Annotated in this window: 26 protein-coding genes; 9 read left to right on the top strand and 17 right to left on the bottom strand. The window is 58.1% G+C overall.

Annotated elements, in window-relative coordinates; all coding sequences use genetic code 11:
• Positions 1 to 69 precede the first annotated feature (69 nt).
• Positions 70 to 2355 (bottom strand): bifunctional diguanylate cyclase/phosphodiesterase, encoded by a 2286-nt coding sequence (locus tag G494_RS25820; RefSeq protein ID WP_208597712.1) that lies wholly within the window; start codon positions 2353 to 2355, stop codon positions 70 to 72.
• Between the two features lie 254 nt (positions 2356 to 2609).
• Between G494_RS25820 and G494_RS0118680 the strand changes: the two genes are divergently transcribed.
• The gene (locus G494_RS0118680) at positions 2610 to 2864 is read left to right on the top strand and encodes a hypothetical protein (protein WP_028585739.1); all 255 of its coding nucleotides are present in this window, start codon (positions 2610 to 2612) and stop codon (positions 2862 to 2864) included.
• Between the two features lie 341 nt (positions 2865 to 3205).
• On the opposite strand, the gene G494_RS27295 is transcribed toward G494_RS0118680, so the two are convergent.
• The 3 genes from G494_RS27295 to G494_RS24455 all read right to left on the bottom strand — a co-directional run bounded on the left by G494_RS27295 (position 3206) and on the right by G494_RS24455 (position 3954).
• A complete protein-coding gene (locus G494_RS27295; protein ID WP_035247563.1) occupies positions 3206 to 3415 on the bottom strand; it encodes a hypothetical protein in 210 nt (69 codons plus the stop codon).
• Positions 3416 to 3431: 16 nt separating this feature from the next.
• Positions 3432 to 3611 (bottom strand): hypothetical protein, encoded by a 180-nt coding sequence (locus tag G494_RS27045; RefSeq protein ID WP_153305953.1) that lies wholly within the window; start codon positions 3609 to 3611, stop codon positions 3432 to 3434.
• 91 nt (positions 3612 to 3702) lie between these two features.
• Entirely contained in the window at positions 3703 to 3954 is a 252-nt protein-coding gene (locus G494_RS24455) for a chlorhexidine efflux transporter (RefSeq protein ID WP_051305873.1), read from the bottom strand.
• A gap of 253 nt (positions 3955 to 4207) precedes the next feature.
• On the opposite strand from G494_RS24455, the gene G494_RS24450 reads away from it, so the two are divergent.
• Positions 4208 to 4726: a MarR family winged helix-turn-helix transcriptional regulator gene (locus G494_RS24450; protein ID WP_051305872.1), complete on the top strand. Its 519-nt coding sequence runs from the start codon at positions 4208 to 4210 to the stop codon at positions 4724 to 4726.
• 159 nt (positions 4727 to 4885) lie between these two features.
• Here the strand turns inward: G494_RS24450 and G494_RS0118660 are convergent, their stop codons facing one another.
• Complete coding sequence (locus G494_RS0118660; protein ID WP_051305871.1) at positions 4886 to 5239, bottom strand: carboxymuconolactone decarboxylase family protein; 354 nt, start codon at positions 5237 to 5239, stop codon at positions 4886 to 4888.
• A 751-nt stretch (positions 5240 to 5990) separates the two neighbouring features.
• On the opposite strand from G494_RS0118660, the gene G494_RS0118655 reads away from it, so the two are divergent.
• On the top strand, positions 5991 to 8405 hold the full coding sequence (locus G494_RS0118655; RefSeq protein ID WP_028585737.1) for a Lon protease family protein: 2415 nt from the start codon (positions 5991 to 5993) through the stop codon (positions 8403 to 8405).
• Between the two features lie 285 nt (positions 8406 to 8690).
• Here G494_RS0118655 and G494_RS25815 read toward each other — a convergent pair whose 3' ends face one another.
• Complete coding sequence (locus G494_RS25815) at positions 8691 to 9311, bottom strand: OmpA family protein (RefSeq protein WP_051305870.1); 621 nt, start codon at positions 9309 to 9311, stop codon at positions 8691 to 8693.
• 242 nt (positions 9312 to 9553) lie between these two features.
• Here G494_RS25815 and G494_RS0118645 point away from each other — a divergent pair, with 242 nt between their 5' ends.
• From G494_RS0118645 to arfB, 4 genes are all read left to right on the top strand, one after another.
• Positions 9554 to 10288 carry a basic amino acid ABC transporter substrate-binding protein gene (locus tag G494_RS0118645; RefSeq protein ID WP_028585736.1) on the top strand — a complete coding sequence of 245 codons (735 nt, stop codon included), beginning with the start codon at positions 9554 to 9556 and terminating at the stop codon, positions 10286 to 10288.
• 84 nt (positions 10289 to 10372) lie between these two features.
• On the top strand, positions 10373 to 11161 hold the full coding sequence (locus G494_RS0118640; protein WP_028585735.1) for an amino acid ABC transporter permease: 789 nt from the start codon (positions 10373 to 10375) through the stop codon (positions 11159 to 11161).
• Positions 11148 to 11888: an amino acid ABC transporter ATP-binding protein gene (locus G494_RS0118635; RefSeq protein ID WP_028585734.1), complete on the top strand. Its 741-nt coding sequence runs from the start codon at positions 11148 to 11150 to the stop codon at positions 11886 to 11888. Before G494_RS0118640 ends, G494_RS0118635 begins: the two co-directional genes overlap by 14 nt.
• A gap of 45 nt (positions 11889 to 11933) precedes the next feature.
• Positions 11934 to 12371 carry an alternative ribosome rescue aminoacyl-tRNA hydrolase ArfB gene (gene arfB, locus G494_RS0118630; RefSeq protein WP_208597711.1) on the top strand — a complete coding sequence of 146 codons (438 nt, stop codon included), beginning with the start codon at positions 11934 to 11936 and terminating at the stop codon, positions 12369 to 12371.
• Positions 12372 to 12401: 30 nt separating this feature from the next.
• Here the strand turns inward: arfB and bioD are convergent, their stop codons facing one another.
• The 8 genes from bioD to G494_RS0118590 all read right to left on the bottom strand — a co-directional run bounded on the left by bioD (position 12402) and on the right by G494_RS0118590 (position 18417).
• The gene (bioD, locus tag G494_RS0118625) at positions 12402 to 13100 is read right to left on the bottom strand and encodes a dethiobiotin synthase (RefSeq protein WP_028585732.1); all 699 of its coding nucleotides are present in this window, start codon (positions 13098 to 13100) and stop codon (positions 12402 to 12404) included.
• 158 nt (positions 13101 to 13258) lie between these two features.
• Positions 13259 to 14095 carry a glycerophosphodiester phosphodiesterase gene (locus G494_RS0118620; protein ID WP_028585731.1) on the bottom strand — a complete coding sequence of 279 codons (837 nt, stop codon included), beginning with the start codon at positions 14093 to 14095 and terminating at the stop codon, positions 13259 to 13261.
• Between the two features lie 45 nt (positions 14096 to 14140).
• Entirely contained in the window at positions 14141 to 14908 is a 768-nt protein-coding gene (gene bioC / locus G494_RS0118615; protein ID WP_035247560.1) for a malonyl-ACP O-methyltransferase BioC, read from the bottom strand.
• 176 nt (positions 14909 to 15084) lie between these two features.
• The gene (locus G494_RS0118610) at positions 15085 to 15549 is read right to left on the bottom strand and encodes an SH3 domain-containing protein (protein ID WP_153305952.1); all 465 of its coding nucleotides are present in this window, start codon (positions 15547 to 15549) and stop codon (positions 15085 to 15087) included.
• A 125-nt stretch (positions 15550 to 15674) separates the two neighbouring features.
• Positions 15675 to 16574, bottom strand: a complete 900-nt coding sequence (locus tag G494_RS0118605; RefSeq protein WP_028585728.1) for a 4Fe-4S binding protein — start codon at positions 16572 to 16574, stop codon at positions 15675 to 15677.
• 12 nt (positions 16575 to 16586) lie between these two features.
• Positions 16587 to 16736 carry a CD1871A family CXXC motif-containing protein gene (locus G494_RS27290; protein WP_167331687.1) on the bottom strand — a complete coding sequence of 50 codons (150 nt, stop codon included), beginning with the start codon at positions 16734 to 16736 and terminating at the stop codon, positions 16587 to 16589.
• Between the two features lie 32 nt (positions 16737 to 16768).
• On the bottom strand, positions 16769 to 17638 hold the full coding sequence (locus G494_RS0118595) for a ParB/RepB/Spo0J family partition protein (RefSeq protein WP_028585727.1): 870 nt from the start codon (positions 17636 to 17638) through the stop codon (positions 16769 to 16771).
• Entirely contained in the window at positions 17635 to 18417 is a 783-nt protein-coding gene (locus G494_RS0118590) for a ParA family protein (protein ID WP_028585726.1), read from the bottom strand. The genes G494_RS0118595 and G494_RS0118590 overlap by 4 nt, the downstream gene beginning before the upstream one ends.
• Before the next feature lie 144 nt (positions 18418 to 18561).
• Here G494_RS0118590 and nadB point away from each other — a divergent pair, with 144 nt between their 5' ends.
• Both nadB and G494_RS0118580 read left to right on the top strand, forming a co-directional pair.
• Positions 18562 to 20166 (top strand): L-aspartate oxidase, encoded by a 1605-nt coding sequence (nadB, locus tag G494_RS0118585; protein ID WP_028585725.1) that lies wholly within the window; start codon positions 18562 to 18564, stop codon positions 20164 to 20166.
• 72 nt (positions 20167 to 20238) lie between these two features.
• The gene (locus tag G494_RS0118580; protein WP_051305869.1) at positions 20239 to 20649 is read left to right on the top strand and encodes a DnaJ family domain-containing protein; all 411 of its coding nucleotides are present in this window, start codon (positions 20239 to 20241) and stop codon (positions 20647 to 20649) included.
• 794 nt (positions 20650 to 21443) lie between these two features.
• On the opposite strand, the gene G494_RS0118575 is transcribed toward G494_RS0118580, so the two are convergent.
• From G494_RS0118575 to G494_RS24440, 3 genes are all read right to left on the bottom strand, one after another.
• Positions 21444 to 24368 carry an insulinase family protein gene (locus G494_RS0118575; protein WP_035247557.1) on the bottom strand — a complete coding sequence of 975 codons (2925 nt, stop codon included), beginning with the start codon at positions 24366 to 24368 and terminating at the stop codon, positions 21444 to 21446.
• A gap of 8 nt (positions 24369 to 24376) precedes the next feature.
• On the bottom strand, positions 24377 to 24826 hold the full coding sequence (gene dtd / locus G494_RS0118570; protein WP_028585722.1) for a D-aminoacyl-tRNA deacylase: 450 nt from the start codon (positions 24824 to 24826) through the stop codon (positions 24377 to 24379).
• Between the two features lie 166 nt (positions 24827 to 24992).
• Positions 24993 to 25733, bottom strand: a complete 741-nt coding sequence (locus G494_RS24440; protein WP_051305868.1) for a 16S rRNA (uracil(1498)-N(3))-methyltransferase — start codon at positions 25731 to 25733, stop codon at positions 24993 to 24995.
• Between the last annotated feature and the right edge of the window lie 118 nt (positions 25734 to 25851).

Genomic DNA, 25851 nt, shown 5'->3' with positions numbered 1-25851 from the left:
TTAAAAGAGGCCTTTCTCTTCAGCTACCTGGAGAGGCTCTGCGCTTAGTATATGAATCCAGGCTTTTTATCAGCCCCTCACCTCGCCAACATCCTCTCCAGGTACCAGTGGGCGTGATCCTGTGAGTATTTGCTCGATTTCAGCGGCTGGGAGGGGACGAGCGTAATAAAACCCTTGAGCATAATCACATCCATACCTGTGCAAGAATGTTCTCTGGGTCGCGGTTTCCACCCCCTCTGCCAGCACTTTCAGGCCAAGATGGTGGGCCATGGAGATGATGGTTCTGACTATACTGGTGAGCTTTTGATCGTCGGGGACCCCATTGATAAAGAATTTATCTATCTTCAGGACGTCGGCATTGAACCTTTCCAGGTAGGTCAAGGACGAGTAGCCGGTTCCGAAGTCATCGATCGATAACCTGATCCCTCTCTCTTTCAAGCTGTTAATAACCTTGAGCGTGGATTCTGCATCCTCCATGGCGATGGTTTCGGTAATTTCCAATTCAAGGAACTGCGGAGGAAGGCAGGTCTGCTCGAGGATTGTGGTCACTGTCTCTTCAAAGTCGGGATGGGCGAACTCTCTGGGGGAGACGTTGACCGCAACATACCCCGGCTCGTTTCCCATATCGAGCCAGGCTTTGTGCTGAAGGCAGACCTGGCGGAGCACCCACTTGCCAAGGACAAATATCATACCTGAATCCTCGGCCATGTTGATGAAGCGGCCGGGGAGAACCAGGCCGAGCTCAGGGTGTCGCCAACGCAGCAGTGCCTCTTTTCCAATGATTTTTCCTGATCCGATTTCAATGAAAGGCTGGTAATGAATTTCCAGTTCTCCGTTGGTGATCGATCCATTCAGGTCGTTGATCAGCCTATGCTGTTCTGATAACTGCAGGCCCATGGAAGAGTCAAAGACCTGAACCGTACTCCCGGCGGTTAGCTTGACCCGGTCCAGGGCCATATTGGCGCTCTTGAGCAGTTGTTGTTCGTCTTTGCCATCCTGTGGATAAAATGCAAGGCCTGCACTGGCGGAAATATGGTAGGTCTTGTCAAGCAGTATGGTCGGTTGGTTGATCCTCTTGAGGCACTTTTTCGTGATTTTGAGTGCTGACGCCTCGGCATGGATTTTTAACAGGACAACGGCAAATACGTCTTCACCGATACGGGAAATGACACTGCCTTCAGGAACCGTATCCATGATGCGACTGCTGACGACCTTGAGGATCTGGTTGGTGACCTTCTTCCCAAACAGATCACACAGCGGCCGGAACCGGTCGATATCGATGGTGATCACAGCCATACGTCTTTCGTCGCGGAGATGGCCAAGCTCAAGTTTGATTCTGTCGAGCAGGAAGGCCATGTTGGGCAGATGGGTCAGGGGGTCGTAATAGGTCATCCTGCCGATGGTTTCCATCATGGTGTTGAAACTTTGCGAAGCCTGGCCGATTTCGTCTGCAGACTCTATTTCCGCTATTACCGTGAGGTCTCCATCCGCACCTCTGTTGAAAATCTTGTTCAGGTTGATGATCGGACGCGAGAGCTGAGCGGATAACCAGACTGAGAAGAGAATGATAATAACCACTCCAGCGAGACTCAGCAGCAGCAGGGAGCGGCTGAGTTCGTACATTGGCCTGAAGAGATAATCTTCCGGTATCTTGGTGATGATCTTCCAGCCTCCGGTGCCTGGTATTTCCCGGAAATAGGCCCTGCTCAACACATTACGAAAGGAGTATTCCACGGAACCCTGCCCATCTCGGAGCAGTCGTTCAACGGTCTCCGAGCTGAGGTTGTATTCTTTGCCCTGCAGGTTGGCTTTCATGATCATGTTGCGGTCGGGGTGGGTCAGAACCAGCCCATCGCGGTCGATGATATAGGAATAGGAGTTCGGGTGGGAAACCTTGAAGGCCTTGATCCAGTCATAGAGCATGATCAGGTCCAGAGAAGCGCCCATCAGGCCGACAACCTGATTCTGTCGGTCGCGGATCGGGGCGGCTATCACAATAATCTGTTTCCCTGTGGACCTGGAAAAGACAGGTTCCGAGACGATGGTCTCTCCGGCCATCACTCTGGGAAAATAGTCCCTATCACTGATGTTTCCGGCGTTTCGGAGTAATGTGGTGTTGTAGTTGCCGTCCCGGTCGGCGACAAAGAAAATGAGATAGTATGAGTCGCGCTTGGCTATTTCCTGTCGAAGATAGGGTTCAGTCTCCTCCCAATTCATGCTGATGACGGCCGGTACATTTGCATGGGTGCGCATTTCCTGTTTACGCTCCTGAACCCAGTCGCCGATGGTTTTGGAGTAGAGATCAACCATCTGGGTAGCATTCTCGTCGATGAGTATGCCCATCCGCTCCAGCATGATCTGGTATGAGGCATAGGTGAGGGAGCCGATGATCAGCAAGGTACAGGAGAGAAAGACCAGCAGGATTTTGATTCGTATGCTGCGGAAGGGAAAAAATACCATTGTTTCGGGTTCTCTTCTCTGCGAATTACCGGGGCCGGGATTTCTCCGGTTCCGGATAGGTGCTCCTATTTCAGTAAGACGAAACCTGATCAGCAGACATTGGCCGGACAGCAACAGTTGCTCCAAGCCGGTGTTGCTGTCCGTTAGCCATGGATCGCTCTCTGCTGATCAAGGTGCTTTCATATATTGTCGGTCTTTTCGTGCTGAATTTCCAGAGTGTGCCACTTTTTTCTTATTTCGGCGAGACACAGAAGCGCACCCTCTTCATGGAGAGCCGGCGTGGCTTATCCCTTTTCCAGGAACTGTTGAAATCAACAAAGACCTTCGGCCTGGCCGGATATTCAGAGGTGTTTTGTGACACTTATGTTGTGGGTTTAGATGGTTATGGTGTAGCTGAGGGCTAGAGCTGCAACTGCTTTTCAGGAGGTGGAGGGGAGGTGAGAGGGGCTGCTGTGCCGTGTCTCTAGACCACCTTGAAAAACTGCTTTTTTTTCCGATCTTGGCGTTGCATTCAAAGTTTTATTATCGGAATATCAGATATATGCCTGCGGTGAAATGTATCGCGCGCCTTGATCTTGATCGAGAAATTTAATTTTTCAAGGTACCGCAGTAGAGCGGCAGTGGCTACGGCAGGGGGCAACACCTGGAGGTGCTGCCTGGGCATGGAGGGTCTGGGGCACGGGCCAGCTCAGCCTGGTAGCCTGAACTGGCCCGTGAGGTTCTGTTCTCCGGGGGCTGGGGAGGCTCAGTGGAGCTGGGACCGCTGATCGAGCGAACGGTCTTGCTCCCCGGCTGTGACCCCGGTTGTTGCGACGGCCACGGCATGTGCTGCGCAGTATTCTTTGACCAGGATATTGCGCTCAGGGGGGTTGAGCAGCCAGTAGCAGGGACTCAGCATCAGGATGCGAATGGCCTGTTGTGGGCTCATGGCGCGGATGGCTTGGTGCTGATGCATGGCTTCACCTCTCTGGTCAAGGTTTACCTGCGTGGAGATGCAGGGACGAGGAGTGGTTGATATCTGATATATCAGATATCAGGTATAGGGGTAAAATAGTATCATTCAGGCCTGAAGGCAAGCAGGTTTTTTGCTTCAGGCGTGCTTTTTTGGGGAGGTTTTTCAAAAGAGCTGTTGTTTCAACTCCTTTTGCCATCGCCTTTTTTGCTGGTTTGGAATGCAGGCAGGCGAGTCTGGACCTCTCCCTGGCCGGCCGAAGGCCAGGGAGAGTCGCCGGGCCCGTTTCTTCAGCGTCCGGCCTGCTCCGGTCTGGTGGCGGGCAGGGGAAAGAGGCGGTCATAGGCCCAGTTAAAGCCGTAGGCATAGATCACGGCAAAGAGGGCAAAGCCGATGTCGGTCATCAGCGCCTTGTACAGGGATATCTGCAGCCAGGTGCTGATCACCGGCAGGCAGACGAGGAGTGTGCAGAGTTCAAACAGCAGGGCATGGACCAGACGCAGCCCTGTTGAACGCTGATTAAGCGAGCGACCCGTGCGCATCAGCTGTTTCCCCTGCCGACAGGGAAAGAGAGCGTTTCCCCACAGGTTGTGGTTGAGTTTGGTCCTTTTCCTGGATAGTCTCTGGCAAACAGTTGGTCTGGCTGGAGCGCTTGTCGTTTTGGCTGTTTCATCACATTTTTTGCTGTAGGGCCATGCAGGTGAGGCTCTTTTTCTGTTAGTATCTTTCTGGAAAGGTATTTTTCGGGTACAGTGGCACCAAGGAGCAGGAGAGCTGAAGTTAGAGGAGGTATATATGGAAGAAGAGTCGGTCTATCAAACCCTGGAGCTGATCAAGGAAAACTGGCCAGAGGCCTGGGAGCGCATCGTGCCGGAGGTCATCCTGTTCTACCGGATTGAGGAACAGCTGCAACAGACGGTTGAGTTGGAAGTTGAGCGTTGCGGGCTTGTATCCGGAGACTTTAAGGTGCTCTTTCGCTTGCGCGTCTGTGGCGTTGATAGCCCCCAGTCTCCCACCGCACTCTATAAAAATCTGGGCCTCACCTCAGGGGGGATGACCAAGATCCTCCATCGCCTGGAGGGCAGGGGACTGGTGGCTCGGCTCAGTAATTCGGCAGACCGGCGCAGTACCCTGGTTAAGTTGACCCCTGGCGGGATAGAGCTGATTGAACGTGTTTTTTCCGGGATTGTGGTCTGTGATCAGCGATATTTTTCGGTGCTGGATGAGGAGGAGCGACAGCAGCTGAGCCGCCTGTTTGAAAAACTCCTTTGCCGGGAGGGTAAGCCCTGGGAGGGGGTGAGGGACCGGGGCTGAACCACGGTCCGAAGGGGGCCTCGGGGTAACCTGAATAATTGCCTTTGGCTGGTCCGAATATCCCAAGGAATGAGCCGTGAGGGGCTCTGCCCCCTCGGTCATTCATCTTCTGGCTGTCGTTGCCGTACACGGCGGGAGTTCAGGCCGCTGGGAACATCCTTAGTCTTGTATGATGTTCCTCTCTCTCAAGAAGTCGGCAACAACCAGTACCTTGCTCCAGGCTAAGGTCCCTCCCATGCTCACTGCAACCGAGCAGGCTTCGAATATTTCTGCTGGTGTTGCGCCAAGCTCCAGCGCCTTGGATGTTTGAGAGATCATACAATCCTTACAGCCGGCTTGGATGGCGACAGCCAAAGAGATTAATCTTTTTGTTTTAATGTCCAGGGAGCCTTCGCTGTACACGGCCTCTTTTACGGGCCCATAATATGCCTCTGCTAGATCCGGCATCTGCTCTTTTGTTATATCAAATAAATGCCACATTTTTTCTTCATATTGGAGTATCGAGTCATTCATTTTTTTGTCCCTAATACGTGTTAATGACGGAGTGTTTGACCCGTCCATTAGTCATTAGCCATAAGCCATTATTTTCTGGAACCCGGCTACCCTTACTTCCCCTGCTGTTCAGCCAGGCACCTTGATCCTCCCTTGTTGCTCAATCCCGGCGTCATACTCAAAAGGCATCCTCGAAGGTAAGCGAAGACTCCGATATCCATTCTATGGCTGCGCTGTTTTTTTTGCAATCCCAGACTTGGGCGAGATCTCTCAGCCATGGACAGAGACAAACAGCAAAGAGGCTGATCGCCTTGGAAGCGCAGCAAAGGCGTGTCTTCCCAGAGAAGAGGGGCTTGACAATATCCCCACCGGGAAAGCATAACTTGTTTTGTAAGTTCATTGGGTTAAGGGCAAGTCTTTGGCCCGGCGAAAGCAGATCTTTTGCAGGGGGGTGAGGGCTCTCTTCTGCTGAGCAGAGGGGGTATCTCAGGAACCATTGGGCCCTGTGCCCCGTTCTTGGGGTAATCGGCTCCAGCGCGCCTCCAGGCGGAACTCCGGAAAGTCATTGACTTCTAATGTGCTGTTTTTTAAGATTTATTAAAGAATTTGCCACCGATGCTCTGTCGCGGCGAGGAAGGTGGTGAGCAAGGTTGTCGTCAAGGCGAGTGCTGGTTCCTGATGCACTCCTGATTCTTTTGCTGCACCTTGATCCTTTGCCTCTTCCTCTTCGCCATTAAGCGTTTTTTTTTCTCACCTTATCCCTCTGTCGTCTATGCCGATCACGAATCTGACCCCTGCCGAACTTCGTCTCTCCATCGATCCCGATACCCTGGGCTTTGTCGACACCTCTGAGTTGCTGGATCAGCCCCTGCCCTGGATTGGACAGGAGCGGGCGGAAATCGCCGCCCGTTTCGGCCTTGAAATGGAACAGACGGATTACAACCTGTTCGTGTTGGGCGAGGTCGGCAGCGGCCGTTCTTCACTGCTCAAGCAGGCCATGCAGGAGGCCGCCTCAAAACGGGTGACGCCGCCGGATCTCTGCTATTTGCACAACTTCGACGCCCCGGAACATCCCCGCGCAGTACGCCTGCCCGCCGGGCAGGGGCGTCTGCTCCGGCATTCCATGGAGGGCATGACCAGGGCCCTGTTGACGGAAATCCCGCTCCAGCTGGATGGACCCGACTTCAAGGTGGAGAGTGAGCGTATCGAACAGTCCTACCATGAGCAAGAGTCCCAGGCCTTTGTTGCGCTGGAAACCTTTGGTGAAGCCCGCCACTTCAGGATGCACCGGGAGGCCAACCAGATACTCTTCACCCTCCAGGGCAAGAAGGGACACGCCATGACCGAGGATGAAATGTTGGCCCTGCCCAGGAAACGGCGTGCGCAAATTGCCCAGGCAGAGCAGGAGCTGCTCGCCGAAATCAATCGCTATTTCGAGAAGACCCGCCCCATGGAGCGGGCGATGGACGAGGCCCTGGCAGGATTGCGTCGGCAGATGGTCAGGCCGCTGCTGGATCGCGAAATCCAAAAGATCCGCACCCTCCTGGAAATCAAGGACTCTGCCACACTGGGCCTCTATCTGGATCAGCTTCTGGACGACCTGCTCGACAACCTGGAGCTGTTCAAGGCCTCTGAAAGCGACGATGAGTTGCGCAAGGAGCGGTTGAACAAGGTGCTGTCCCACTATCAGGTGAATCTGGTGGTGGACAACCACGGCCTTAAGGGAGCACCGGTGATCGTCGAAGACAACCCCCTGTTCCGTTCGCTGTTCGGCAGCATCGAATATCAAACCGAGAGCGACGTGCTGGTAACGGGATTTTCCCGCATCCGCGCAGGGAGTCTGCACCAGGCGCACGGCGGCTTTTTGCTGCTGCATCTGGCCGATCTTTTGACCGACGCACTGGTGTGGGAAAAATTGCGCCGTTTTTTCCGCAGCAATCGGCTCCAGATCGAAGAACCTGGCACCGCCTTTGCCCCGATTGCGGCGGTTTCCCTGGTCCCTGAGGCGGTGGATGCCACGGTCAAGGTGGTCCTGATCGGCTCGCGCGAGCTCTATTACGAACTGCAGGAGGGGGATCCCGAGTTTGCCCGCCGCTTCCGGGTGAAGGTGGATTTTGCCGAGAGCTTTGCCGCCAACGCCGCCACCCGGCGCGCCTCGGCCGTATTTGTCGCCCAGACCTGCCAGAAACTGGGGCTGCCCCATTTTTCCGCAGCCGCGGTCGCACGCCTGCTGGAACAGGGCCACCGCGAAGTAGAAGACCGCTCACGCCAAAGTGCCATCTTCGGCCACATCAAGGCCTTGATCATGGAAAGTGCACTGCTCTGCCGAAAAGAGGACGTTGCTCTGGTCGATGCGACCGATATCGATGCGGCCCTGGCTGCACGCAAACTGCGCCATGACTATCCTGAACAGCGGATGCGGGAGGCCATAGCCGAAGGCGATCTGCTGATCTCTGTGGATGGCGAGCAGGTGGGCCGGCTCAACAGCCTGACCGTGGTGGACCTGGGGGATCATTGTTTCGGTTGCCCCATGCGGGTCAGCGCACGCACCTACGCCGGTGAGGACGGCCTGATCAACATCGACCGCGAGGTGGAGCTGTCCGGCCCTGTCCATGACAAGGGCGTGTTTATCCTCCAGAACTATCTGTCGGCGCTGTTTGCCCATGATGCCCCGCTGGCGCTCAATGCCTCCATCGTCTTTGAACAGGAATACAGCGGCGTCGAGGGCGACTCTGCCTCCTGCGCCGAACTGTATGTCTTGCTCTCGTCGCTGTCCGGCCTGCCGCTCAGGCAGGGCATCGCGGTGACCGGCGCCCTGAACCAGCACGGCGATGTGCTCCCGGTGGGTGGCATCAATGAAAAGATCGAAGGCTACTTCCAGATCTGCGCAGCCGCAGGCCTGAACGGCAGCCAGGGCGTGCTGATTCCGGAGCGCAACCGTCGCCACCTGATGCTCGACCAGCAGGTCGTCGAAGCCGTGGCCCAGGGCCTGTTTCATATCCATACGGTGGAGCATGTGAGCGAAGGCTTGGAGCTGCTCAGCGGAGAGCCTGCAGGGCAGGCCAGCACCCGCGGCATCTTTCCTCGGAGCAGCGCCTTGGGCCGTGCCCAGAAAACCCTGCAGGCCTACCGCAAGGCCTGTCAGGCCTCGCAGGACGGACATCCGGCAGGCAAGCATTCCCATTGAAGACCTCTGCCCGGAACAGGATCCTGCGCATGCCTTGGGAGATCCGGATGACCCCATCTGCGGTGGTTCAGGGGGCAGGAGCGTGCAGGCGCCTTGCCGGAGCTTTCCCGGAAGAGGGGAGTTTGCGGTCGTGTTGAAGGCGGGCAGGGGGCGTGGCCTTTTGGCGGGCTTTCCGGGAGCAGGGCTCTTCCGGAGAGGAAAGCAGGGGAAGGCAGAAACAAGGCAGCCGGTTTTCCCAAGGGAAAAACCGGCTGAGCAGCGGCTGGTCTGTCGAGCTAGGGTCGCTTACTCCAGGACAAAGTCGTCCCTGCGGTTTTGGGACCAGTCAAAGTCGCTGTCCCCGGTAAAGAGGGGGCGTTCCTCGCCGTAGCTGACGGTGCGGACCCGGTACTCTTCCACCCCCAGCTCAATCAGGTAGTTTTTGGCACTCAGGGCCCTCCGTTCCCCCAGGGCCAGGTTGTACTCGTTGGTGCCCCGGAAATCACTGTTGCCCTCAACGATCACCGTGGCCGAGGGGTTGGCCTTGAGGTACTCGGCATTATGCTCCAGCTGGGGGATCTGGTCACCCCGGACCGTTGACTGGTCAAAGTCGAAGTAGATGGGCTGCATCTGGCTGGAGGAGCGACCGTAGGTCTTCTTGTACTCTTCGCTGTTCTGGTCGCCGGTGGTGGCAAAGCTGCCCACGGCTTGGCCGTCTTTGCCCATGGAGTCCAGGGCCTCTTCACTGGGACCGATCTCTTCGACAACGCTCCCCTGGCGGGTGGAGTAATCGATGGCTTTTCCTTCGGGCATGTTGGTGTTGGCCCCGGAGCTGTACGGCGTGATCGGTTTAGAGCTGCAGCCGGCCAGGAGCAGCACTGTGCCGGTGAAAACACTGGCAATCATCAAGCGGGTTGCAATGTGCATGGTTTCCCTCGTTAAGGTGGGCGGAATGCTGGAAAGTATCCAGGATTGTATAACGGTTTCCAGTCCTTGTCGTCAAGGGAAACCTCTGGTTTGTGGTGGAAACTGCGTTGCTTTTCCGTCCCGGAGCTTGTTTTTTTTTCCAATGGCGAGAACCCTTTGCACCTTTTTATTGCCTGGACAGGAGGAGAGTGGTACATGGGTTCAGGAGTAATCTAACTACTATCTATGTCATGGAGGGAAAGATGTTGAAAAAAGTACTACTGGCGCTGTTGTGTGCTGCTGTCTTTGCAAATCCGGCCTGGGCCAAGAAGACCATCGTCTTTGCCACCGATGCCACCTGGCCTCCCATGGAATTTGTCAATGCGGACAAGCAGGTGGTGGGCTATGCCATCGACTTCATGACCGCTGCCGGAAAAGAGGCGGGCTTTACCCCGGTCTTCAAGAATACCGCCTGGGACGGGATCTTTGCCGGGCTGGCTGCCGGCAAGTATGACGCCATCGTCTCTTCGGTCTCCATCACCCCTGAACGACAGAGGGCCATGAGCTTTTCTGCGCCCTACTTCACCGTGCGTCAGGCCCTGATCGTCAATAAAAACTCCGCTGCCACCAGCCTGGCCGATCTGAAGGGCAAGAAGGTGGGAGGCCAGATCGGCACCACCGGCTACTTTGCCATCAAGGCTGCAGAGGGGGTGCAGGCCAAGTCCTACGATGAGATCGGCCTGGCCATGGAAGACCTCAACGTGGGTCGGATTGCCGCCGTGGTCTGTGATGATCCGGTTGCCGCCAACTACGCCCTGATGCAGTACAAGGACAACCTCAAGATCTCTGCCATCATCGAGACCGGAAAGGTCGAGAGTTACGGCGTTCCCGTGAAGAAGGGCAGCGAAGAGCTGCTGGAGCTGATCAACCGGGGCATTGCCGCGGTCAAGGCCAAGGGGATTGACCTTGAGCTCAAGAAGAAGTGGATCGGCCAGTAAATCCTGTTGTCTCTCTCTTGCCGGGCTGTTCAAGCCCGGCTTTTTTTTATCTTTCTTTTATCTCTACCTTAGCCCGTGAACGCTATGTCTGATCAGGATGTGAAAAAAATCGAAGTTGGTGACGGAGCGGCCATCCCCAGCCCAGATGATAAGGGGCTGGTCTCTGCATGGTGGATCGCCCTGATCGGTACGCTGATCCTGGTGATTGCCCTGCCCCTGGTGCAGCCCGACCCCTACCTGAAGATCCTCAAGTTTATTCCCGACGGCATCCTGATCACCTTTCAGGTGACCATCATGTCCATCCTCCTGGCCATCGTCATCGGCCTGTTGACCGGCCTGGGCAGGATCTCAGAGAATCGGCTGATCAACCTGGCCGCCTCCCTCTACGTGGAGGTGGTTCGCGGTATCCCGCTGTTGGTGCAGCTGTTCTACATCTACTTTGCCCTGGGGCGACTGGTCCGGGTGCCGGATATCGTTGCCGCAGTGGTGGCCATGGCGGTCTGCTACGGCGCCTATATGGGCGAGGTGATCCGGGCCGGGATCAAGTCCATCGATTTCGGCCAGACCGAGGCCTCGCTCTCCCTGGGCTTTAACCGTCGTCAGACCATGGCCTACGTGATCCTGCCCCAGGCCTGGCGCACCATCCTGCCGCCGGTGGGTAATGAGTTCATCGCCCTGTTGAAGGATACCTCCCTGGTCTCCATCCTGGCGGTCTCGGATATCCTCAGGCGGGGTCGGGAGTTTGCGGCCGAGAGTTTCAACTACTTTGAGACCTACACCATGATCGCCCTGATCTATCTCCTGATCACCCTGATCCTTTCCAAACTCATCAGCATTATGGAGCATCGCTTAAGCCACTATGAACGCCGCTGACCCCATTATCCGGATAGAGGATGTTACCAAGTATTTTGGTTCGTTTAAGGCCCTGGACCGGGTCAACCTGGAGGTTGCAGCCGGGGAAAAGGTCGTGGTCCTCGGGCCGTCGGGGTCGGGGAAATCGACCCTCCTGCGGACCATCAATCAGTTGGAGACCATAAACTCCGGCTCCATCTACATCGATGGCCGTGACATCGCCAGCCCCGAGGAAGACATCAACCAGGTGCGGATGGAGCTGGGCATGGTCTTCCAGAGTTTCAACCTCTTTCGCCATAAGTCGGTCCTGGAAAACCTGACCCTGGCCCCGATCAAGCTGAAGAAGATGGCCAGGGACCGGGCCGAGGAGTTGGGCCTGAGCCTCCTGGACAAGGTGGGCCTGCGCGATCGGGCCCATCACTATCCCATTCAGCTCTCGGGTGGCCAGCAGCAGCGGGTGGCCATCGCCCGCGCCCTGGCCATGGAGCCCAAGATCATGCTCTTTGATGAGCCCACCTCGGCCCTGGATCCGGAGATGATCAACGAGGTCTTGGAGGTGATGGTCACCCTGGCCCGTGAGGGGATGACCATGGTGGTGGTGACCCATGAGATGGGCTTTGCCCGGGAGGTTGCCGATCAGGTGGTCTTCATGGATGAGGGCGCCATCGTGGAGATGGCACCGCCCGAGGTCTTCTTCGAGAACCCCGAACATCCCCGCAGTCAGGCCTTTCTTCAACAGATCCTCTAAGGGCTGAACAGCCCTGGTTAACTGAGCACTGAGCCGTGGAGGTCGATGATGGTGTCGGATAAGGAGCTGGTCATAGGTCACGGGCTGAGTCTGCCCCTGAAGGAGATCTCCTTTCAATTCTCCCGCTCCGGCGGTGCCGGCGGCCAGAACGTCAACAAGGTCAACACCAAGGTGACCCTGCGCTTTGATCTGCTGGGCTCCCCCTCCCTAAGCGAGGAGCAGAAGGCCCTGATCCGGGCCCGGCTGGGCTCGCGTCTGACCAGGGACGGGATCTTTCACCTCGATTCCAGCGAACATCGCACCCAGCTGGCCAACCGGGAGGCCGCCCTGCAGCGTTTTGCCGCCCTGTTGAACAGTGCCCTGCAGGTGGCCAGGCCCAGAAAAAAGACCCGGCCTTCCCGCAGGGCCAAGGAACGGCGGATCCAATCCAAAAAAGAGCGGGGCCAGCTCAAGCTCAAGCGGCGCAAGGTCAGCGACAGCTGAGCCTTGCCAGGGGGCGCTCCCTTCCCCTCTTCACTCTGCCGTCAGGGGCGCCAGCAGCGGCCGCCAGTTGACGGCCTGGCTCTCGTTGGTGTCGGGCATGACCACCAGGGGGGCGTCCAGGTCGTAGTCCTTCAGCGCCTGCCTGCATTCCGCTAAACTATCCTGAACGATTTCAGGCGGTCCCGGGTTGTGGAGATTGTAGACCAGGCCAAGAAGCTTCATTTTGCGGCTTTTTAGCGCTTCCAGGGATAATCTGGTGTGGTTGATGGAACCGAGTTTGGAAGAGGTAACCAGGACCACCGGCAGGCCTTGAGCAGCCAGGTAATCGATCAGCAGCAGGTTTTCGTTCAGGGGGACCAGCAGACCGCCCGCCCCTTCCACCAGCAACCACTCATAAGCGCCCTGGAGGGTGGTTATGGCCTGGTCAAAGACCTGGGGGTCGATGGTCGTCCCGGCCATCCTGGCGGCCAGCCGTGGGGATGCCGGAAAGGGGAAGAGGTAGGGGCAGGTGATCCGTTCCTCGTCGTAGCGGCTCAGGGGGCTGCCCATCAGCTTGCGGTGGAGCAGGATGTCGTCCGAGGTTTCGCTGCAGCCGGTCTGAACCAGCTTCAGGGTGGTGACCTTGCTGTTCTCGGCCACCAGGTAGGCGGCCAACAGGCCGGTCACCACTGATTTTCCCACGTCGGTATCGATGCCGACGATGCTGATGCTCTTGTGCTTGCTCTCCATGCTGCTCCTCGAGTTATGGCTACCTTGAATCGTTGTTATTTCGTCCAATTTCTGCGTTATATTTAAAAAAATATCCTCGGAATATCATTTATATAGCTGTGGTAATTTTTCTCGCCTGCCTTGGTCTTGAACAAGATACCTGATTATTCAAGATACCCTTATAAAAAATCGGTAAAGATGGCGTTGGCTCCTGCCGCAAACAGCGCCTGCTGCCTGGTCGCCTCGTTGACGGTGTAGACATTGACTGCCAGTCCCTGTCGGCGCAGCAGGGCAATCAGCTCCCGATCAATGATGGCAGCCTCGGGGTGATAGGCGCTGACTTCCAGGGCCTTGAGGTAGTTGAGCAGATCCGGGGGATGGTGTTCTGCCACCAGGGCCGCGGTGGTAAGGGTGGGGTCCAGCAGACGGCAGCGGCTGAGGTAGCTGTGCTTGAACGAGGAGATCAGCACCCATGGCTGGGCATCCTGGGCCTGGATCTCTCTGACCACTCTCTCCACCACCAGCCGGTCCTGCTCAGGCTGCTCCAGCTCCTTGAGTTCCAGATTCAGGGGCAGGGCCTGGCTGCGGGCCCAGTTCAGCAGTTCTCTGAGGGTCATGATCCGCTGGGGCATGGCTGCGCTCAGCTTTGCCCGGTCTGCCTGTCCCGAGGCGATGGTGGCAAAGGGGTCGCTCTGCAGAAACCAGCTCCCCATATCAAGCAGGCGCAGCTCGGCCAGAGAGCACTCTGCAACCAGAGCGCTCCCCGGACAGGGCAGCGTCGGGTCTTGCTGCCGGGCCGAGATGTCGCTGGTGCGCTTCAGGGTCGGGTCATGGATCACCACCGGGATCAGCTCGCGGCTGAGGCGGATATCGGTTTCAAGGAAGTCACAGCGGCCGCAGGCGGCTGAAAAGGCGAGTTGGGTGTTTTCCGGGAAGCAGGCCCTGAAGCCGCGATGGGCTGCAATCAGGCGGGGTCTGGAAAAGTGATCAGGCCAGGCTGCAGGTTTTCTCTTCACGCTATCCCTGCTCCTCTTGCCCTTGTTCTCCCTGCTGCCAGGCTGCTATGGTCTGGGGCGGGCGATGAAAAACATGGGGTGATAGGTCAGCTGCACGCCCTCTGGAGCGGAGAACAGCTGTTCATACTCCTGGATAAAGAGCCTGAGTTCTTTTCTGGTCCAGGCCTTTGAGCCCAGGGCATTGACCCCGGTCTGGCGGAGATGCTGGAGTACGGCCAGGGGGGTGGGGAACCAGAGAGACTCGGAGCACTGTTCGGCTGCACAGACTGCGAAATGTTCCCCGGTACAGGCCCGGATGGCGCTGAAGCTCTGGTAGGGCAGGCCCACTCCGGTGATCTGGCGGATCTCTTTGAGGTTTTCCGCGCCATAGATGGAGAAGGCCAGTACCCCTTCCGGGGTCAGGAGCGAGCGGAGTTTGGCAAAGAGCCGGGGCAGATCATGGATCCAGTGAAAGGTGGATGAGGAGATGATCAGGTCATAGCTGCCCTCGAGCTCCAACTGTTCGATATCGCCTCCCAGGAAAGAGGCAGAGCCTCGGAGGCAGCGGGTCTTTTCTTCGATATAGGGTTGGAAGGAGGGGGAGAGATCGGTGACGGTGAACCGTTCCATCCGGGGATAAGCTGCCACCAGTTTGGCGGTTAACAGGCCTGTGCAGCAGCCCACCTCCAGGACCGTCCGAGGGGGCTGACCGAGTTCCCGCTCCAGCATCTGCAGCAGTCGATCGGCGACCTGGTTCTGGATACCGGCCTGCTCTTCGTAGGTGGCTGCAGCTTTGGCAAACCGCTGTTCAATGAGTTTTTTATCGGGAATCATGGCTGCTGGGGATAAGTTCAGGTTCACTGAGCGTCAGACTATAGCCGAAGCAGCCAAATAGTGAAACCATGAATCTGGAAGAAAGTGCAGGCCAGGGGCGGTGGCCGGCAGCGATGGCCATGACCCTGGTGCAGGGGCACAGTCATCGCTGCCTGAAATTCAGCAGGCAGGGAGGGCTAAAATCCCCAGACCAGGCTGCGCTTGATCCAGCCCCGCACCCCTTTTTCATGCTCCACCTGGACCCAGCCGCTCTTCTGTTTCAGGGTGCGGAACACCACCCCGTAGTAGGCCTTGGCCACGATCCGGTTATTGGTCCCCGGGCCACTGCGGACATTGACTCGTTTTTGGCTCTTCTTGTTGACATCAACGATCATGTGCCCCTTTCTGGTGGTGACGTTGCGGTGGACCCAGCCGATGGTTCCCTCAAAATCCTGTACCCGGTACCAGCTGCCCTTTTTCTTGAGAATTTTCAGGGGAAACCCGGAATCCAGTTTCCAGAGCACCTTGTACTTGGTGCCAGGGCCGGAGCGCATGTTGATATCATCACCCTTGATGGCCACCATGGCAGCCAGGGCGGAGTCAACGGTGAACAGCAGGGAGAGGAAGAGGACGAGCAGGATCAGGGTGTGTTTGCGCTTCATGAACATGTGATGTGGTTTAGGGTTAAGGGGAGCGGTGTTTATCTGAACCGTCAGGGCTGCGCCAGACGCCGACTGCCTCGCTCTGAACCGCCCTTGGCGACGGGACTCTTTGAGGCATGGGGGGGCTAGCTGGAAATCCCGTGATGGTTGAGCTGTTTTTTACTACCTGGGTGCAAGCGGCACCCGGCCAGATCGACTGATATTGCGTTAAAACTACAAGCTTCGTGCATGCATTTCAAGCAATTGATACATTCCGGGCTGTTTGGGGTCTCGTTAAAGCGAATTTCAACCGGGCAGACCGCATGGCAGGCACCACACTGTGTACATTTTTTCGGGTCAAGCTTGAGTTGTACCAGGCTGAAGCGGTTAAACAAACCATAAAATGCCCCCAGGGGGCAGCTGGTGCGGCAAAAGGGCCTGGAGGCCAGCACCGACCAGCCGAGATAGCAGAACGCCAGGGTCAGTTTGCTGTAAAATAACCAGCCCAGGGTGGTGCGCAGCTCCGGTAGCAGCACCAGCAGGGGGAGGCCGGCTTCCAGGGTTCCGGTCGGGCAGAGATACTTGCAGAACCAGGGCTGGCCCAGGCCGAACTCATCCACCACCAACAGGGGCAGAAGCAGCACAAAGAAGGTCAGGAAGAGGTATTTCCCCCAACGGAGGACAGGGGGGATCCGGTATTTGGGCGAAGGGATCTTGAAGAGCAGCTCCTGAAAGAGGCCAAAGGGGCAGGCCCAGCCGCAGATGAATCTCCCCAGGGCCGTACCCAGAATGCCCATGGAGGCCAGCACATAAAAGCCCAGAAAGTAGCTGCCGCTCTGCAGGGAGAGGCGGATACCGGCCAGGAGTTGCTGGAGACTGCCGAGGAGGCAGTAGCTGGTGGCGGCCGGACAGGAGTAGCAGTTCAATCCCGGCGCACAGATTACCTTCAGGGGGCCCTGGTAGATCGGGTCGGAGAAAGGGAAGCCCAGGTAGCCGTTGGTGAGCAGCAGCCAGAGCCACTGGCTCCATCGTCTGATGGTCTTCATGCCGCTTTTCCCCTAGCCGATGCCGATACAGGCCAGGCAGATGGACTTGGCCTGTTCCAGAACCCTTTGCGGCTCACCGAGGCTGATCCCCACCATCAGCAGCAGGGCAAAGAGCAGCAGCACCACCAGAGGGAGCTTGCGGATCGGGGAGGAGGGGGTCATCGGGGCAAGGCGCTCACGCTCTGGCCTCAGGCTCACTGCTTGGAGAGCAGGTTGACCAGGCGATCCAGGTCGTCGGTGGAGTAGTAGTCGATCTCCACCTTGCCCCGCTTGCCGCTCTGGACAATCCGGACCTTGGTGTTGAGGGTGTTGGTGATCTGGTTGATCACCGTGGTGCAGTAGGACTTGGGCAGCCCCTCAGAACTTTTCTTGGCTGTGGGGCGCTGCTCTGGCTTGCTCTTCTGGGCGCGACAGAGGGTCTCGGTGGCCCGGACCGAGAGCTCCTCGGCAATGATCCGGTCCCGGACCTGTTGGAGGAGTTGGGGCTGATCCTTGAGGCGGAGCAGTACCCGGGCGTGTCCCTCGCTGAGGAGCCCGGCCACCACATCCTCCTGGATTGCCGGGGGCAGCTTGAGCAGGCGGAGGAGATTGGTGATGGTGGTCCGCCTCTTGCCCACCCGCTTGGCCACCTCTTCCTGGGTCAGCTTGAACTCCTCCAGGAGCCGCTCATAGGCCTGGGCCTCTTCGATGGGGTTGAGGTCGTGGCGCTGGATATTCTCAATCAGGGCCAGTTCCAGGCTGGAGAGCGGATCGTTCTCCTCCATGACCACCACCGGAACCTCGTTCTGCTGAGCCATCTTGGCAGCCCGCAGGCGTCGTTCCCCGGCGATCAGATCATAGCGGCCATTGGGACAGCGCTGGACCAGCAGTGGCTGGATCACCCCTTTTTCTTTAATTGAATCAGATAGTTGCGAGAGTTTCTCCTCGTCGAAGTAGCTCCTGGGCTGGTTGGGGTTGGGGTCGATTTTTTCAATGTCGCACATAAAAAAACGGTCCTCTTCCTCCAGCTGGGCTGTGGGCAGCAGGGCACCGACCCCTCTGCCGAGGACATTTTTTTTACTCATGGCTGGCTTCCCTGTTGTGATCGTTTCAAGAATTCGCTGCCGAGTTTGGTGTAGGCCTTGGCTCCGCTGCAGTTCTTATCGTACTCAACGATGGTCTTCCCGTGGCTGGGACTTTCACTGAGGCGGACGTTGCGGGGGATGACGGTGGAGTAGACCTGATCGCCGAAGTGGTTCTTGACCTCTGCAGCCACCGAGTGGGTCAGTCGGTTTCTCCGGTCATACATGGTCAGCAGCAGCCCCTCGATGTAGAGTTCCCGGTTCAGGGTCTTCTTGACCGAACGGATGGTGGTGACCAACTGGGCCAGGCCTTCCAGGGCAAAGTATTCACACTGGAGCGGGATCAGGACCGAGTCGGCAGCGGTCAGGCCGTTGACGGTCAGCAGTCCCAGGGAGGGGGGGCAGTCGATGAAGATATAGTCAAAGGACTCCCTTACCGGGCGGAGAACACCCTTGAGGGTCTTTTCCCGGTCCTGCTGGTTGATCAACTCCACCTCCACCCCGGCCAGGTCCATGGAGGCCGGGAGGATGGACAGATTCTTCAGGCTGGTGTCCTGGATGCACTCCTCGGTCTCGGCGCTGCGGCTGTAACAGCTGTAGATGTTTTTCCCCTGCTTGCTCTGGAAGACCCCCACGCCGCTGGAGGCATTGCCCTGGGGATCGGAGTCGACCAACAGTACTTTTTTCCTTTTAGTGGCAAGGACCGCGGCAAGATTCAGGGCTGTAGTGGTTTTGGCAACCCCGCCTTTCTGGTTGGCGAGGGCTATGATTTTAGCGGACAACGTTCCTCCTTATCACTCTCTATCTTTATTGACGAAAACGAAATACAGTATACTATACTCAGCCCTGTGAGCGTACATTTCTCTTGGCGTTCAACTTAAAAAAATGCGAATGTTTCACGTGAAACATCGGTTGCTGGAGGAGCAATGGCCTACGATAGTGATGTGCTGGTTATAGGAAGCGGTGTCTCGGGTCTGTCCTTTGCCTTGAAGGTGGCGCGGTTTGCCACGGTGACGGTGATAACCAAAAAAGCCAAGGCCGATACGGCCACCAACCTGGCCCAGGGGGGAGTGGCTGCGGTGCTCTCGGTGGAGGACTCCATCGAGGCCCATGTCCAGGACACCCTGGTCTCCGGGGATGGTCTCTGCGATGAGACCGTGGTCCGGATGGTTGCCGAAGAGGGGCCGGATCGGGTGCGGGAGTTGATGGATTTCGGGGTACGTTTTCAAAAGGGCCACGACGGCGAGGAGTTTGATCTGGGGATGGAGGGCGGACACTCGGCCAGGAGAGTCGCCCACGCCCACGACCTGACCGGTCGGGAGATTGAACGCGCCCTCCTGGAACAGATCGCGGCCAATCCCAAGATCGAGGTCTTGGAAAACCACCTGGCCATTGATCTGCTGGTGGAGTCACGGACCGCCACCCGCGGATCAGCGGCCGGGGAGGGGGATCGCTGTCTTGGGGCCTATGTGTTGGATCGGGACAGCGGCGAGGTGGCGCCCAGACAGGCTCGGGTAACGGTGCTCTGCACCGGTGGCTGCGGCAAGGTCTATCTCTATACCACCAATCCGGATATCGCCACCGGTGACGGAGTGGCCATGGCCTATCGGGCCGGGGCCAAGGTGGCGAACCTGGAGTTCATTCAGTTTCATCCCACCTGCTTCTTTAACTGGGAGGCCAAAAACTTTCTGATCTCAGAGGCGGTCCGGGGAGAGGGCGGGGTGCTGGTCAACGAGCAGGGACGTCCCTTTATGAAGGATTACGATTCCCGGGGTGATCTGGCCACCCGTGACGCCGTAGCCCGCGGCATCGACGCGGAGATGAAGGCCAGCGGTGCGGACTGTGTCTACCTGGATATCAGCCACCGCTCCCGTGAGTTTCTCCAGGAGCGTTTCCCCAACATCTACCAGACCTGTGATCAGGTGGGGCTGGACATCAGCCAGCGTCCTATTCCGGTGGTTCCGGCGGCCCACTACATGTGCGGCGGGGTGGTGGTGGACAGCTATGGACAGAGTTCGCTGGAGAACCTGCTGGCCTTCGGAGAGACCGCCTGCACCGGTCTCCACGGGGCCAACCGCTTGGCCTCCAACTCGCTGTTGGAGGCGGTGGTCTTTGCCCACCGCGGCGCCAGGATGCTGGAGGAAAAGATTGACAAACTGCGTAAGCTGCCGGCACCCGAGGTGGAGCCCTGGCGCACCGGTGGGGCCGCCTCGCTGGATGAATCCATCCTGATCAACCATAACTGGGATCAGGTCCGGCGGCTGATGTGGAACTATGTGGGGATCGTCCGCAGCACCAAACGGTTGGAGTTGATGCATCGCCGCCTGGAGTGGGTCCTGGCCGAGATCAACGAACATTTCTTTGATTATCTGCTCACCCCGGACCTGGTGGAACTGCGTAACCTGGCCGTGGTTGCGGACCTGATCGTCCGCAGTGCCTCCCTGCGCAAGGAGTCCCGCGGCCTGCATTATAGCCTGGACTATCCCGAGCATGACCCGGCCTGTCTCAGGGATACCATCCTTCACCGTTAAGGCTTTCCAGGAGACTTCCTGGCCCTCCACAGGCGCGGTCGGCTTGGCAGGGCCAGGACAGGATCAGGGAAAGTGAACGCAACCAATCAGGGAGAGATCATGCTCATAGCCATCCAACGAATCGCTGAACAGCGGATTCAACAGGCCATGGAGGAGGGGACCTTCAAGGACCTCAGTCACTGGAAAAATAAACCCCTGCCCAGGGATGAGATGGAGCATGTTCCGGCTGACCTGCGGATGGGATACCGGATACTGAAGAATGCCGGCTACGTACCCGAAGAGGTGGCGCTGCGCAAAGAGATCGCCCGGACCGAGGACCTGCTGAGTCACTGTTGCGACGAGCAGCAGAAGTACAGCCAGTTGAAAAAACTGAACCTGCTCCGCCATAAGCTGGAGTGCCGGATGGGGCGACCGCTCCGGTTGGGTGAGGATTCGGACTATTACCCAAGGGTGGTCGAGACCCTGGCCGGAGAACGGGACTGAGCAGGAGCGGTGTGGCGCACAGCCCTGCCAAAAGTGACAACAGTCGGCACCGCTCTGTTGAGGCGTAGAGGGAGAGAACCCTCTCTCCGAAGCCCCTCAAAAAAAAGGGGGCGTAAAGCCCCCCACTCTACAACACGGTGGGGACCCAAGGCCCCCTGTTCAACGGTTAAGAAGTCCTTGGGCAGCTTATATAGGTAGGGGGTGAAGCTCAGCTTCAGGTTCAAAAAATGAGAGGGGACCCTCCCTGGGGAGACGCCCCTCTCATGAAGGTCCATGTCCTGGCAAGATGATGTTCCGGCTGATGGTGACCGCATTCATGCTGGATATATCCGTTCATTGTTCTGCCGTCATGGCCGCGAAGGCGGGTATCCAGGCCTGGAGAGCAATGGCTCATGTCGTGGCCCCTCCCGCCTTTTTTTGGGGCCATTTTCCCCGTGCCTTCTCTTCTTCAGCTTCTCCTGTCTCCTCTGATCTGTCCATCCCTTGCCCTTGCCTTTGCCCTGAGGAAAAGAAAAGGCATCTCTTCATGCTGCTCAGCAGAGACGAAGAACTGGGTTCCGTATCTTATAGCAGAGCTTCTGCTTGTTCGCCCGGCTGTGGCGGCAGGGATGATTCATGCGCGCCTCCAAGGAGGGATTTCCGCCTGCGCGGGAATGAGAGTCGGAAAAGGAAGGCCTGGGAGGGGAGGGGCGCTGCCCATCACTGAGAACTCCGGAGATCTCCGGAGAAAGAGGAGGCGTCCATGGGCAGAGCAGCAGGCTGCTGCGCCCATGGACAGGCAGGGGGAGAGTAGACTAGAGGGTGAGGGTCTCGTCAAATGGGGTGGTTGCGGCCTGGATCTTTTCCTGGCTGCCGATGGTGGCCCGGTAGGCCTGCTCCCGGAAACGGCTGAACAGCGGACCGTAGCTGCGGAGCTGTTCCTGGTCGGTCCGGATGATCTCCTCGATCCGCTGCTGCCTGAACTCCGGGGTCACCCCGGAGAGGTAGTCGTTGCGGGCCGTCGCCCCTCGGCTTGCAGGTCCCTGGTGGGGGGTGAAGTTGCCGTAGGTGCCGATAACCAGTTGGCTGAGCATATCCTTAGTGAGCGACATCCCGGATACCACCTGCTCCAGGCTGTCGTAGGCGGCAAAGGTTCGGTCCACCTGGGGGTCGCGGTAGCTCACCACCCCGAAGTTACCGGTCAGGTGGTTGAACTGGATAAAACAACCATAGGCGCCGCCTTTCTGGCGGACGCTGTTCCAAAAGTAATCCCGAGAGAGCCAGGTTTTGAGGACTTCAAAACTTCCCCCATACTGACTGACATCCGGAAACAGGGTGCAGCCCTGGACATTGTAGACCACCTCGGCAGAGGTACAGAGGGCCTGGTTGGCTGCCATCTGCTGGAAACAGGGGACCCCTGCCTGCTGGGAGGTCTCGGGAAGGGTCTGGAGGACTGCCGGGCTCAGGCCTTGAAAACGGCTGATGTCATCCCGGTCGGCAGTGATGGCTACCAGGGATCCCTGGCGGCGGAAGAGGGCGCGGGCAATGGTGGCTATGGCGGTAAGAAACTCTTCTTCCAGGGCCTCGTAACGGCTGGCCAGTTCTTTGAGTTTCAGGTAGGCATGGACCCCCTGGGTATACTCGTTGTACTTGCCGGCCATGCTGAGGTGCGAGAAGACCCGGGTGGAGGCCAGGCTGTAGCCCTCGCTCTGGACCCCATGCTCGGCCCAGGCAAATTCGCGCTGGACAATTTCCCTGATCCGTTGGCGGTTGCTGAAGTCCACCTCGGCAAAGACCTCGGCCAGGAGTTCCAGGCCCCGCTCCAGGTTGGCGGAGAGGGTCTTGAGGTGGAACCACTGGATGGGACGAACCGTCTCCCTGGGATCCTGCATGGGGTAGGTGTTGAAGGAGTGATTGAAGCCGCCGGTGTACAGGTTCACCTCCTTGGTGAACTGGATATAGTCCTTAGTCGAGGTGCCCAGTTCGGTGACCAGGGTGGCAAAGAGATCCAGGTAGGGCAGGGTCTCGACCGGCAGGCTGGAACAGTCCAGGCCAAAGTCCAGATAGCAGATCCCGTTGGTGTCCAGCTCGCTGATCAACAGCGGGGTGGGGCCCAACTGCTCAACGCTCACCCGGTCCAGGAACGGTTGCGGCTCCAGATCCTGGATGGCCAGGCGGGGGAGCAGCTTGAGTGATTCGGCAGAGGGTGGGGTGGACTGGAGGCGGATCAGCTCCTGGGTGCGCTGGACCAGCTGCTCGCGTTCTGTCTGGTTTAAGCCTTCCTCTATCTTCTCGAGTCGCTGCCGCTCCTCCCTGGCATTTACCTGGAGCTTGTCCGGGTCAGGGCGCAGGGTGACCATGGCCGTGGCCGGGTTGTCCAGGAGGTGCGTCTGGATGAGGTCTTCTATAAGGTGGTGCTCCAGGGCATCTCTACGGATCTCGGCAAGCAAGGCTTCCATCTGGAGGGCGGAAAAGGGATCCAGCTCATACTTCATGGCCGGCAGGGCCTTGCCGATCAGATCCAGTCCCCGCTGTGCCTTGTTCATCTCCTCCCTGCTGGAAAATTCGAACTTGTTGAGCTCGGAAAGGATCAGGTCACGGTCCAGTCGTTGGCTGACCATGGTGGCCAGGGTGTCCCGGTAGATCTCCATAAACTGCTCCCCCTTGTCCGGGTCGGAACCCACCAGGTAGGTCATCATGAAGGTGGTATAGGACGAGGTACCCAGGAAGAGGCCGCCAAAGTCCCGACAGAGTCGGGCTTCCAGGATAGCCTGTTTCAGCGGCGAGGCGTCGGAGTTGAAGAGGATGTTGGCGATGATCTGAAAGGTGGTGTTGAGCTTGCGATCCGGGGCCGTACCAACGATACTGCTTACCGCCAGGAAGGTCTTCTGTTCCAGTTCACTCTCCGCCTGCACCGGGTAGACCTCCTCGACAAAGGTCGGCGCTGTGATAGGGGTGCCCTCCAGGATGGTGGCTGGCTGGACAGGGGTGGGGAAGTGATGGAGAAAGTTGTCTTGGACAAAGGCCAGTTCCTCCTCCAGGGTGCCGTTGCCATAGAAGAACAGGGTGGCGTTGGAGGGGTGGTAATGGTCCTGGTGGAAGCGGACAAACTGGTCGTAACTCAGATCCGGAATTCTGGCCGGGTCTCCGCCGGATTCGTGGGCATAGGTGGAGTCGGGGATCAGGGCCTTGAAGGTGAGGTGGAACAGGGAGCGGATCGGGTCTGCATAGGCGCCGCGCATCTCGTTGAGCACCACCCCGGAGTAGACCAGCTGGTCATCCATGTTTTCCAGGTGAACGTGCCAGCCTTCCTGTTCAAAGGTGGTCTGCTGGAGGAGAGGGTTCAGGGTGACGTCACAGTAGACATCCATGATGTTGAAGTACTCCTTGCGGTTGCGGGTGGCAAAGGGGTACCAGGTGGTATCGGCTCCGGTCATGGCGTTGAGAAAGGTGGTGAGCCCGCCCTTGTTGATCTCGCCAAAGACATCGTGGACCGGATACTTCCTGGAGCCCATCAACACCGAGTGCTCCAGGATATGGGCTACCCCGGTGGAGTCTTCGGGTACGGTCTTAAAGGCGATGCAGAAGGTCTTGTTGGGATCCTCGTTCTTGATGGCAAAGGCCTGACAGCCCAGCTGCTCGTGTCGGAACTGGTAGACCGTGGAGTGCAGTTCAGCGATCTCCTCTTGTCTGAGCAGGGTGAAGTTGGAGTAGGTCTTTCCTGGCGTGTATGTGGTCATGGGCTGTCTCAAGAGGGTTTATGGGAGTCGAGTAAAAGGGTGATCGGGCCGTCGTTGGTGAGGGTCACGGCCATCATGGCCTGGAATTCACCGCTTTGGGTAGGTACACCCAGACCTTTACAGGCTGCGATGAAGCCTTGGTACCAGTGACGAGCGGTGTCCGGAGGAGCCGCACCGGACCAGGAGGGGCGTCGGCCCTTGCGACAGTCTCCAAAGAGGGTGAACTGTGATACTATAAGGAGTTCTCCCTGAATGTCCAAGAGCGAATGGTTCATCACCCCCTGATCATCGTCAAAGATGCGGAGGTGAACTATTTTTTCCGTCAGCCAACGGAGATCTCGCTCGTTGTCATCGGCGTGGACACCGAGGAGGACCAGCAGGCCCTGATCAATGGCTCCGATGGTTTTTGGGCCGACATCGACCCGGGCCTGGGAGACCCGTTGAATAAGTGCGCGCATGAATCTGTAGGGGGCAAGGGTGGGCAGGGAAGGGCCGCTGACACGGCTGTGGCTACAAGGTAGGTCGCCGCGGCAAACTACCGTAATACACGCAGCTTACCAGAGGAGTTTTTCCAGGGAAAGGGATTCTTGCCCCGGGGAAGGCAGAGAGCGGCGGCTCCGGCCACTAGGCAGGGGGAGGCTGCCGGGGCGAGAGTGCGCCACTGAGATACTGGATGATGGCCATGCCGGCGATGGCCGCGGTCTCGCCCCGCAGGATCCTGGGGCCCAGGGAAAAGGGGCGGCAGCCGGCACGGGTCAGCTGTTCAACCTCCTGCGGGTGCCAGCCGCCCTCGGGTCCGATACAGAGACAGACGGGGCCTGGTTGAGCGGTGAGATCCCGGGGTAGGACCTGGGCCTGTTCAGCTTCCCAGGCCAGGAGGCGGTGCCGGTATCCCTCCAACTCCAGATCAGCGAGGTCACTGACCGGATCGATGGTCATGGGCGTGGTCCGGCGGCACTGTTTGCAGGCCTCGATCATGATCCGCTGCCAGCGCTCTCTCTGGCGTTCCTGGTGGCGAAAGTTTTCACAGTAACGGCTGTGCACCGGGATGCAGCGTTCGATCCCCAGTTCGGTGGCCTTCTGGATGACCAGATCCATTTTCTTCCCCTTGAGCAGGCCCAGGATCAGGGTCAGGGGGGCCTTGTTCTGCGCCTGTTCTGTCCGGGTCTGTTCCAGGGCGGCAATGACGCTGTCCCAGTCAACCCGCTCAAGGGTGGCCAGGTAGATCAGGCCACTGCCGTCAAAGAACTCAACCTGGTCACCCGGCTGGAGGCGGAGGACCTTGGCCATATGGCGGGCCTCTGTGCCCTTGAGGCGGATGGTGTTGTCTTCGATCATCTCCGGGCTGAGGAAAAAACGACGCATGGGTACACTCTGGGGCAGGGGGAAGGGGTTGGTCCGGCAGGGTCATCGTTGCTGCGCCGCTGTCCGGACGGTTGGTACAAAAAAAGCCGACACCTGGTAAGGTATCGGCTCTATTTTA

It is taken from the genome of Desulfogranum mediterraneum DSM 13871, assembly GCF_000429965.1.
GTDB lineage: Bacteria > Desulfobacterota > Desulfobulbia > Desulfobulbales > Desulfobulbaceae > Desulfogranum > Desulfogranum mediterraneum.
The sequence above is the reverse complement of the archived record's forward strand: the minus strand, read 5'-3'. Positions and strand labels throughout refer to the sequence as shown.

What these genes read in the sequence shown, in the direction of transcription:
- G494_RS27045 (WP_153305953.1), bottom strand. Translation starts at nt 3,611, where the DNA reads ATGGCAAAAGGAGTTGAAACAACAGCTCTTTTGAAAAACCTCCCCAAA.
- G494_RS25820 (WP_208597712.1), bottom strand. Translation starts at nt 2,355, where the DNA reads ATGCTGGAGCGGATGGGCATACTCATCGACGAGAATGCTACCCAGATG.
- nadB (WP_028585725.1), top strand. Translation starts at nt 18,562, where the DNA reads ATGGCCTACGATAGTGATGTGCTGGTTATAGGAAGCGGTGTCTCGGGT.
- G494_RS0118595 (WP_028585727.1), bottom strand. Translation starts at nt 17,638, where the DNA reads ATGAGTAAAAAAAATGTCCTCGGCAGAGGGGTCGGTGCCCTGCTGCCC.
- G494_RS0118655 (WP_028585737.1), top strand. Translation starts at nt 5,991, where the DNA reads ATGCCGATCACGAATCTGACCCCTGCCGAACTTCGTCTCTCCATCGAT.
- G494_RS0118660 (WP_051305871.1), bottom strand. Translation starts at nt 5,239, where the DNA reads ATGAATGACTCGATACTCCAATATGAAGAAAAAATGTGGCATTTATTT.
- G494_RS24440 (WP_051305868.1), bottom strand. Translation starts at nt 25,733, where the DNA reads ATGCGTCGTTTTTTCCTCAGCCCGGAGATGATCGAAGACAACACCATC.
- G494_RS0118635 (WP_028585734.1), top strand. Translation starts at nt 11,148, where the DNA reads ATGAACGCCGCTGACCCCATTATCCGGATAGAGGATGTTACCAAGTAT.
- G494_RS24450 (WP_051305872.1), top strand. Translation starts at nt 4,208, where the DNA reads ATGGAAGAAGAGTCGGTCTATCAAACCCTGGAGCTGATCAAGGAAAAC.
- G494_RS27290 (WP_167331687.1), bottom strand. Translation starts at nt 16,736, where the DNA reads ATGACCCCCTCCTCCCCGATCCGCAAGCTCCCTCTGGTGGTGCTGCTG.
- G494_RS25815 (WP_051305870.1), bottom strand. Translation starts at nt 9,311, where the DNA reads ATGCACATTGCAACCCGCTTGATGATTGCCAGTGTTTTCACCGGCACA.
- G494_RS0118605 (WP_028585728.1), bottom strand. Translation starts at nt 16,574, where the DNA reads ATGAAGACCATCAGACGATGGAGCCAGTGGCTCTGGCTGCTGCTCACC.
- bioC (WP_035247560.1), bottom strand. Translation starts at nt 14,908, where the DNA reads ATGATTCCCGATAAAAAACTCATTGAACAGCGGTTTGCCAAAGCTGCA.
- dtd (WP_028585722.1), bottom strand. Translation starts at nt 24,826, where the DNA reads ATGCGCGCACTTATTCAACGGGTCTCCCAGGCCCGGGTCGATGTCGGC.
- bioD (WP_028585732.1), bottom strand. Translation starts at nt 13,100, where the DNA reads ATGGAGAGCAAGCACAAGAGCATCAGCATCGTCGGCATCGATACCGAC.
- G494_RS0118575 (WP_035247557.1), bottom strand. Translation starts at nt 24,368, where the DNA reads ATGACCACATACACGCCAGGAAAGACCTACTCCAACTTCACCCTGCTC.
- G494_RS27295 (WP_035247563.1), bottom strand. Translation starts at nt 3,415, where the DNA reads ATGCATCAGCACCAAGCCATCCGCGCCATGAGCCCACAACAGGCCATT.
- G494_RS0118610 (WP_153305952.1), bottom strand. Translation starts at nt 15,549, where the DNA reads ATGAAGCGCAAACACACCCTGATCCTGCTCGTCCTCTTCCTCTCCCTG.
- G494_RS0118645 (WP_028585736.1), top strand. Translation starts at nt 9,554, where the DNA reads ATGTTGAAAAAAGTACTACTGGCGCTGTTGTGTGCTGCTGTCTTTGCA.
- G494_RS0118640 (WP_028585735.1), top strand. Translation starts at nt 10,373, where the DNA reads ATGTCTGATCAGGATGTGAAAAAAATCGAAGTTGGTGACGGAGCGGCC.
- G494_RS24455 (WP_051305873.1), bottom strand. Translation starts at nt 3,954, where the DNA reads ATGCGCACGGGTCGCTCGCTTAATCAGCGTTCAACAGGGCTGCGTCTG.
- G494_RS0118680 (WP_028585739.1), top strand. Translation starts at nt 2,610, where the DNA reads ATGGATCGCTCTCTGCTGATCAAGGTGCTTTCATATATTGTCGGTCTT.
- arfB (WP_208597711.1), top strand. Translation starts at nt 11,934, where the DNA reads ATGATGGTGTCGGATAAGGAGCTGGTCATAGGTCACGGGCTGAGTCTG.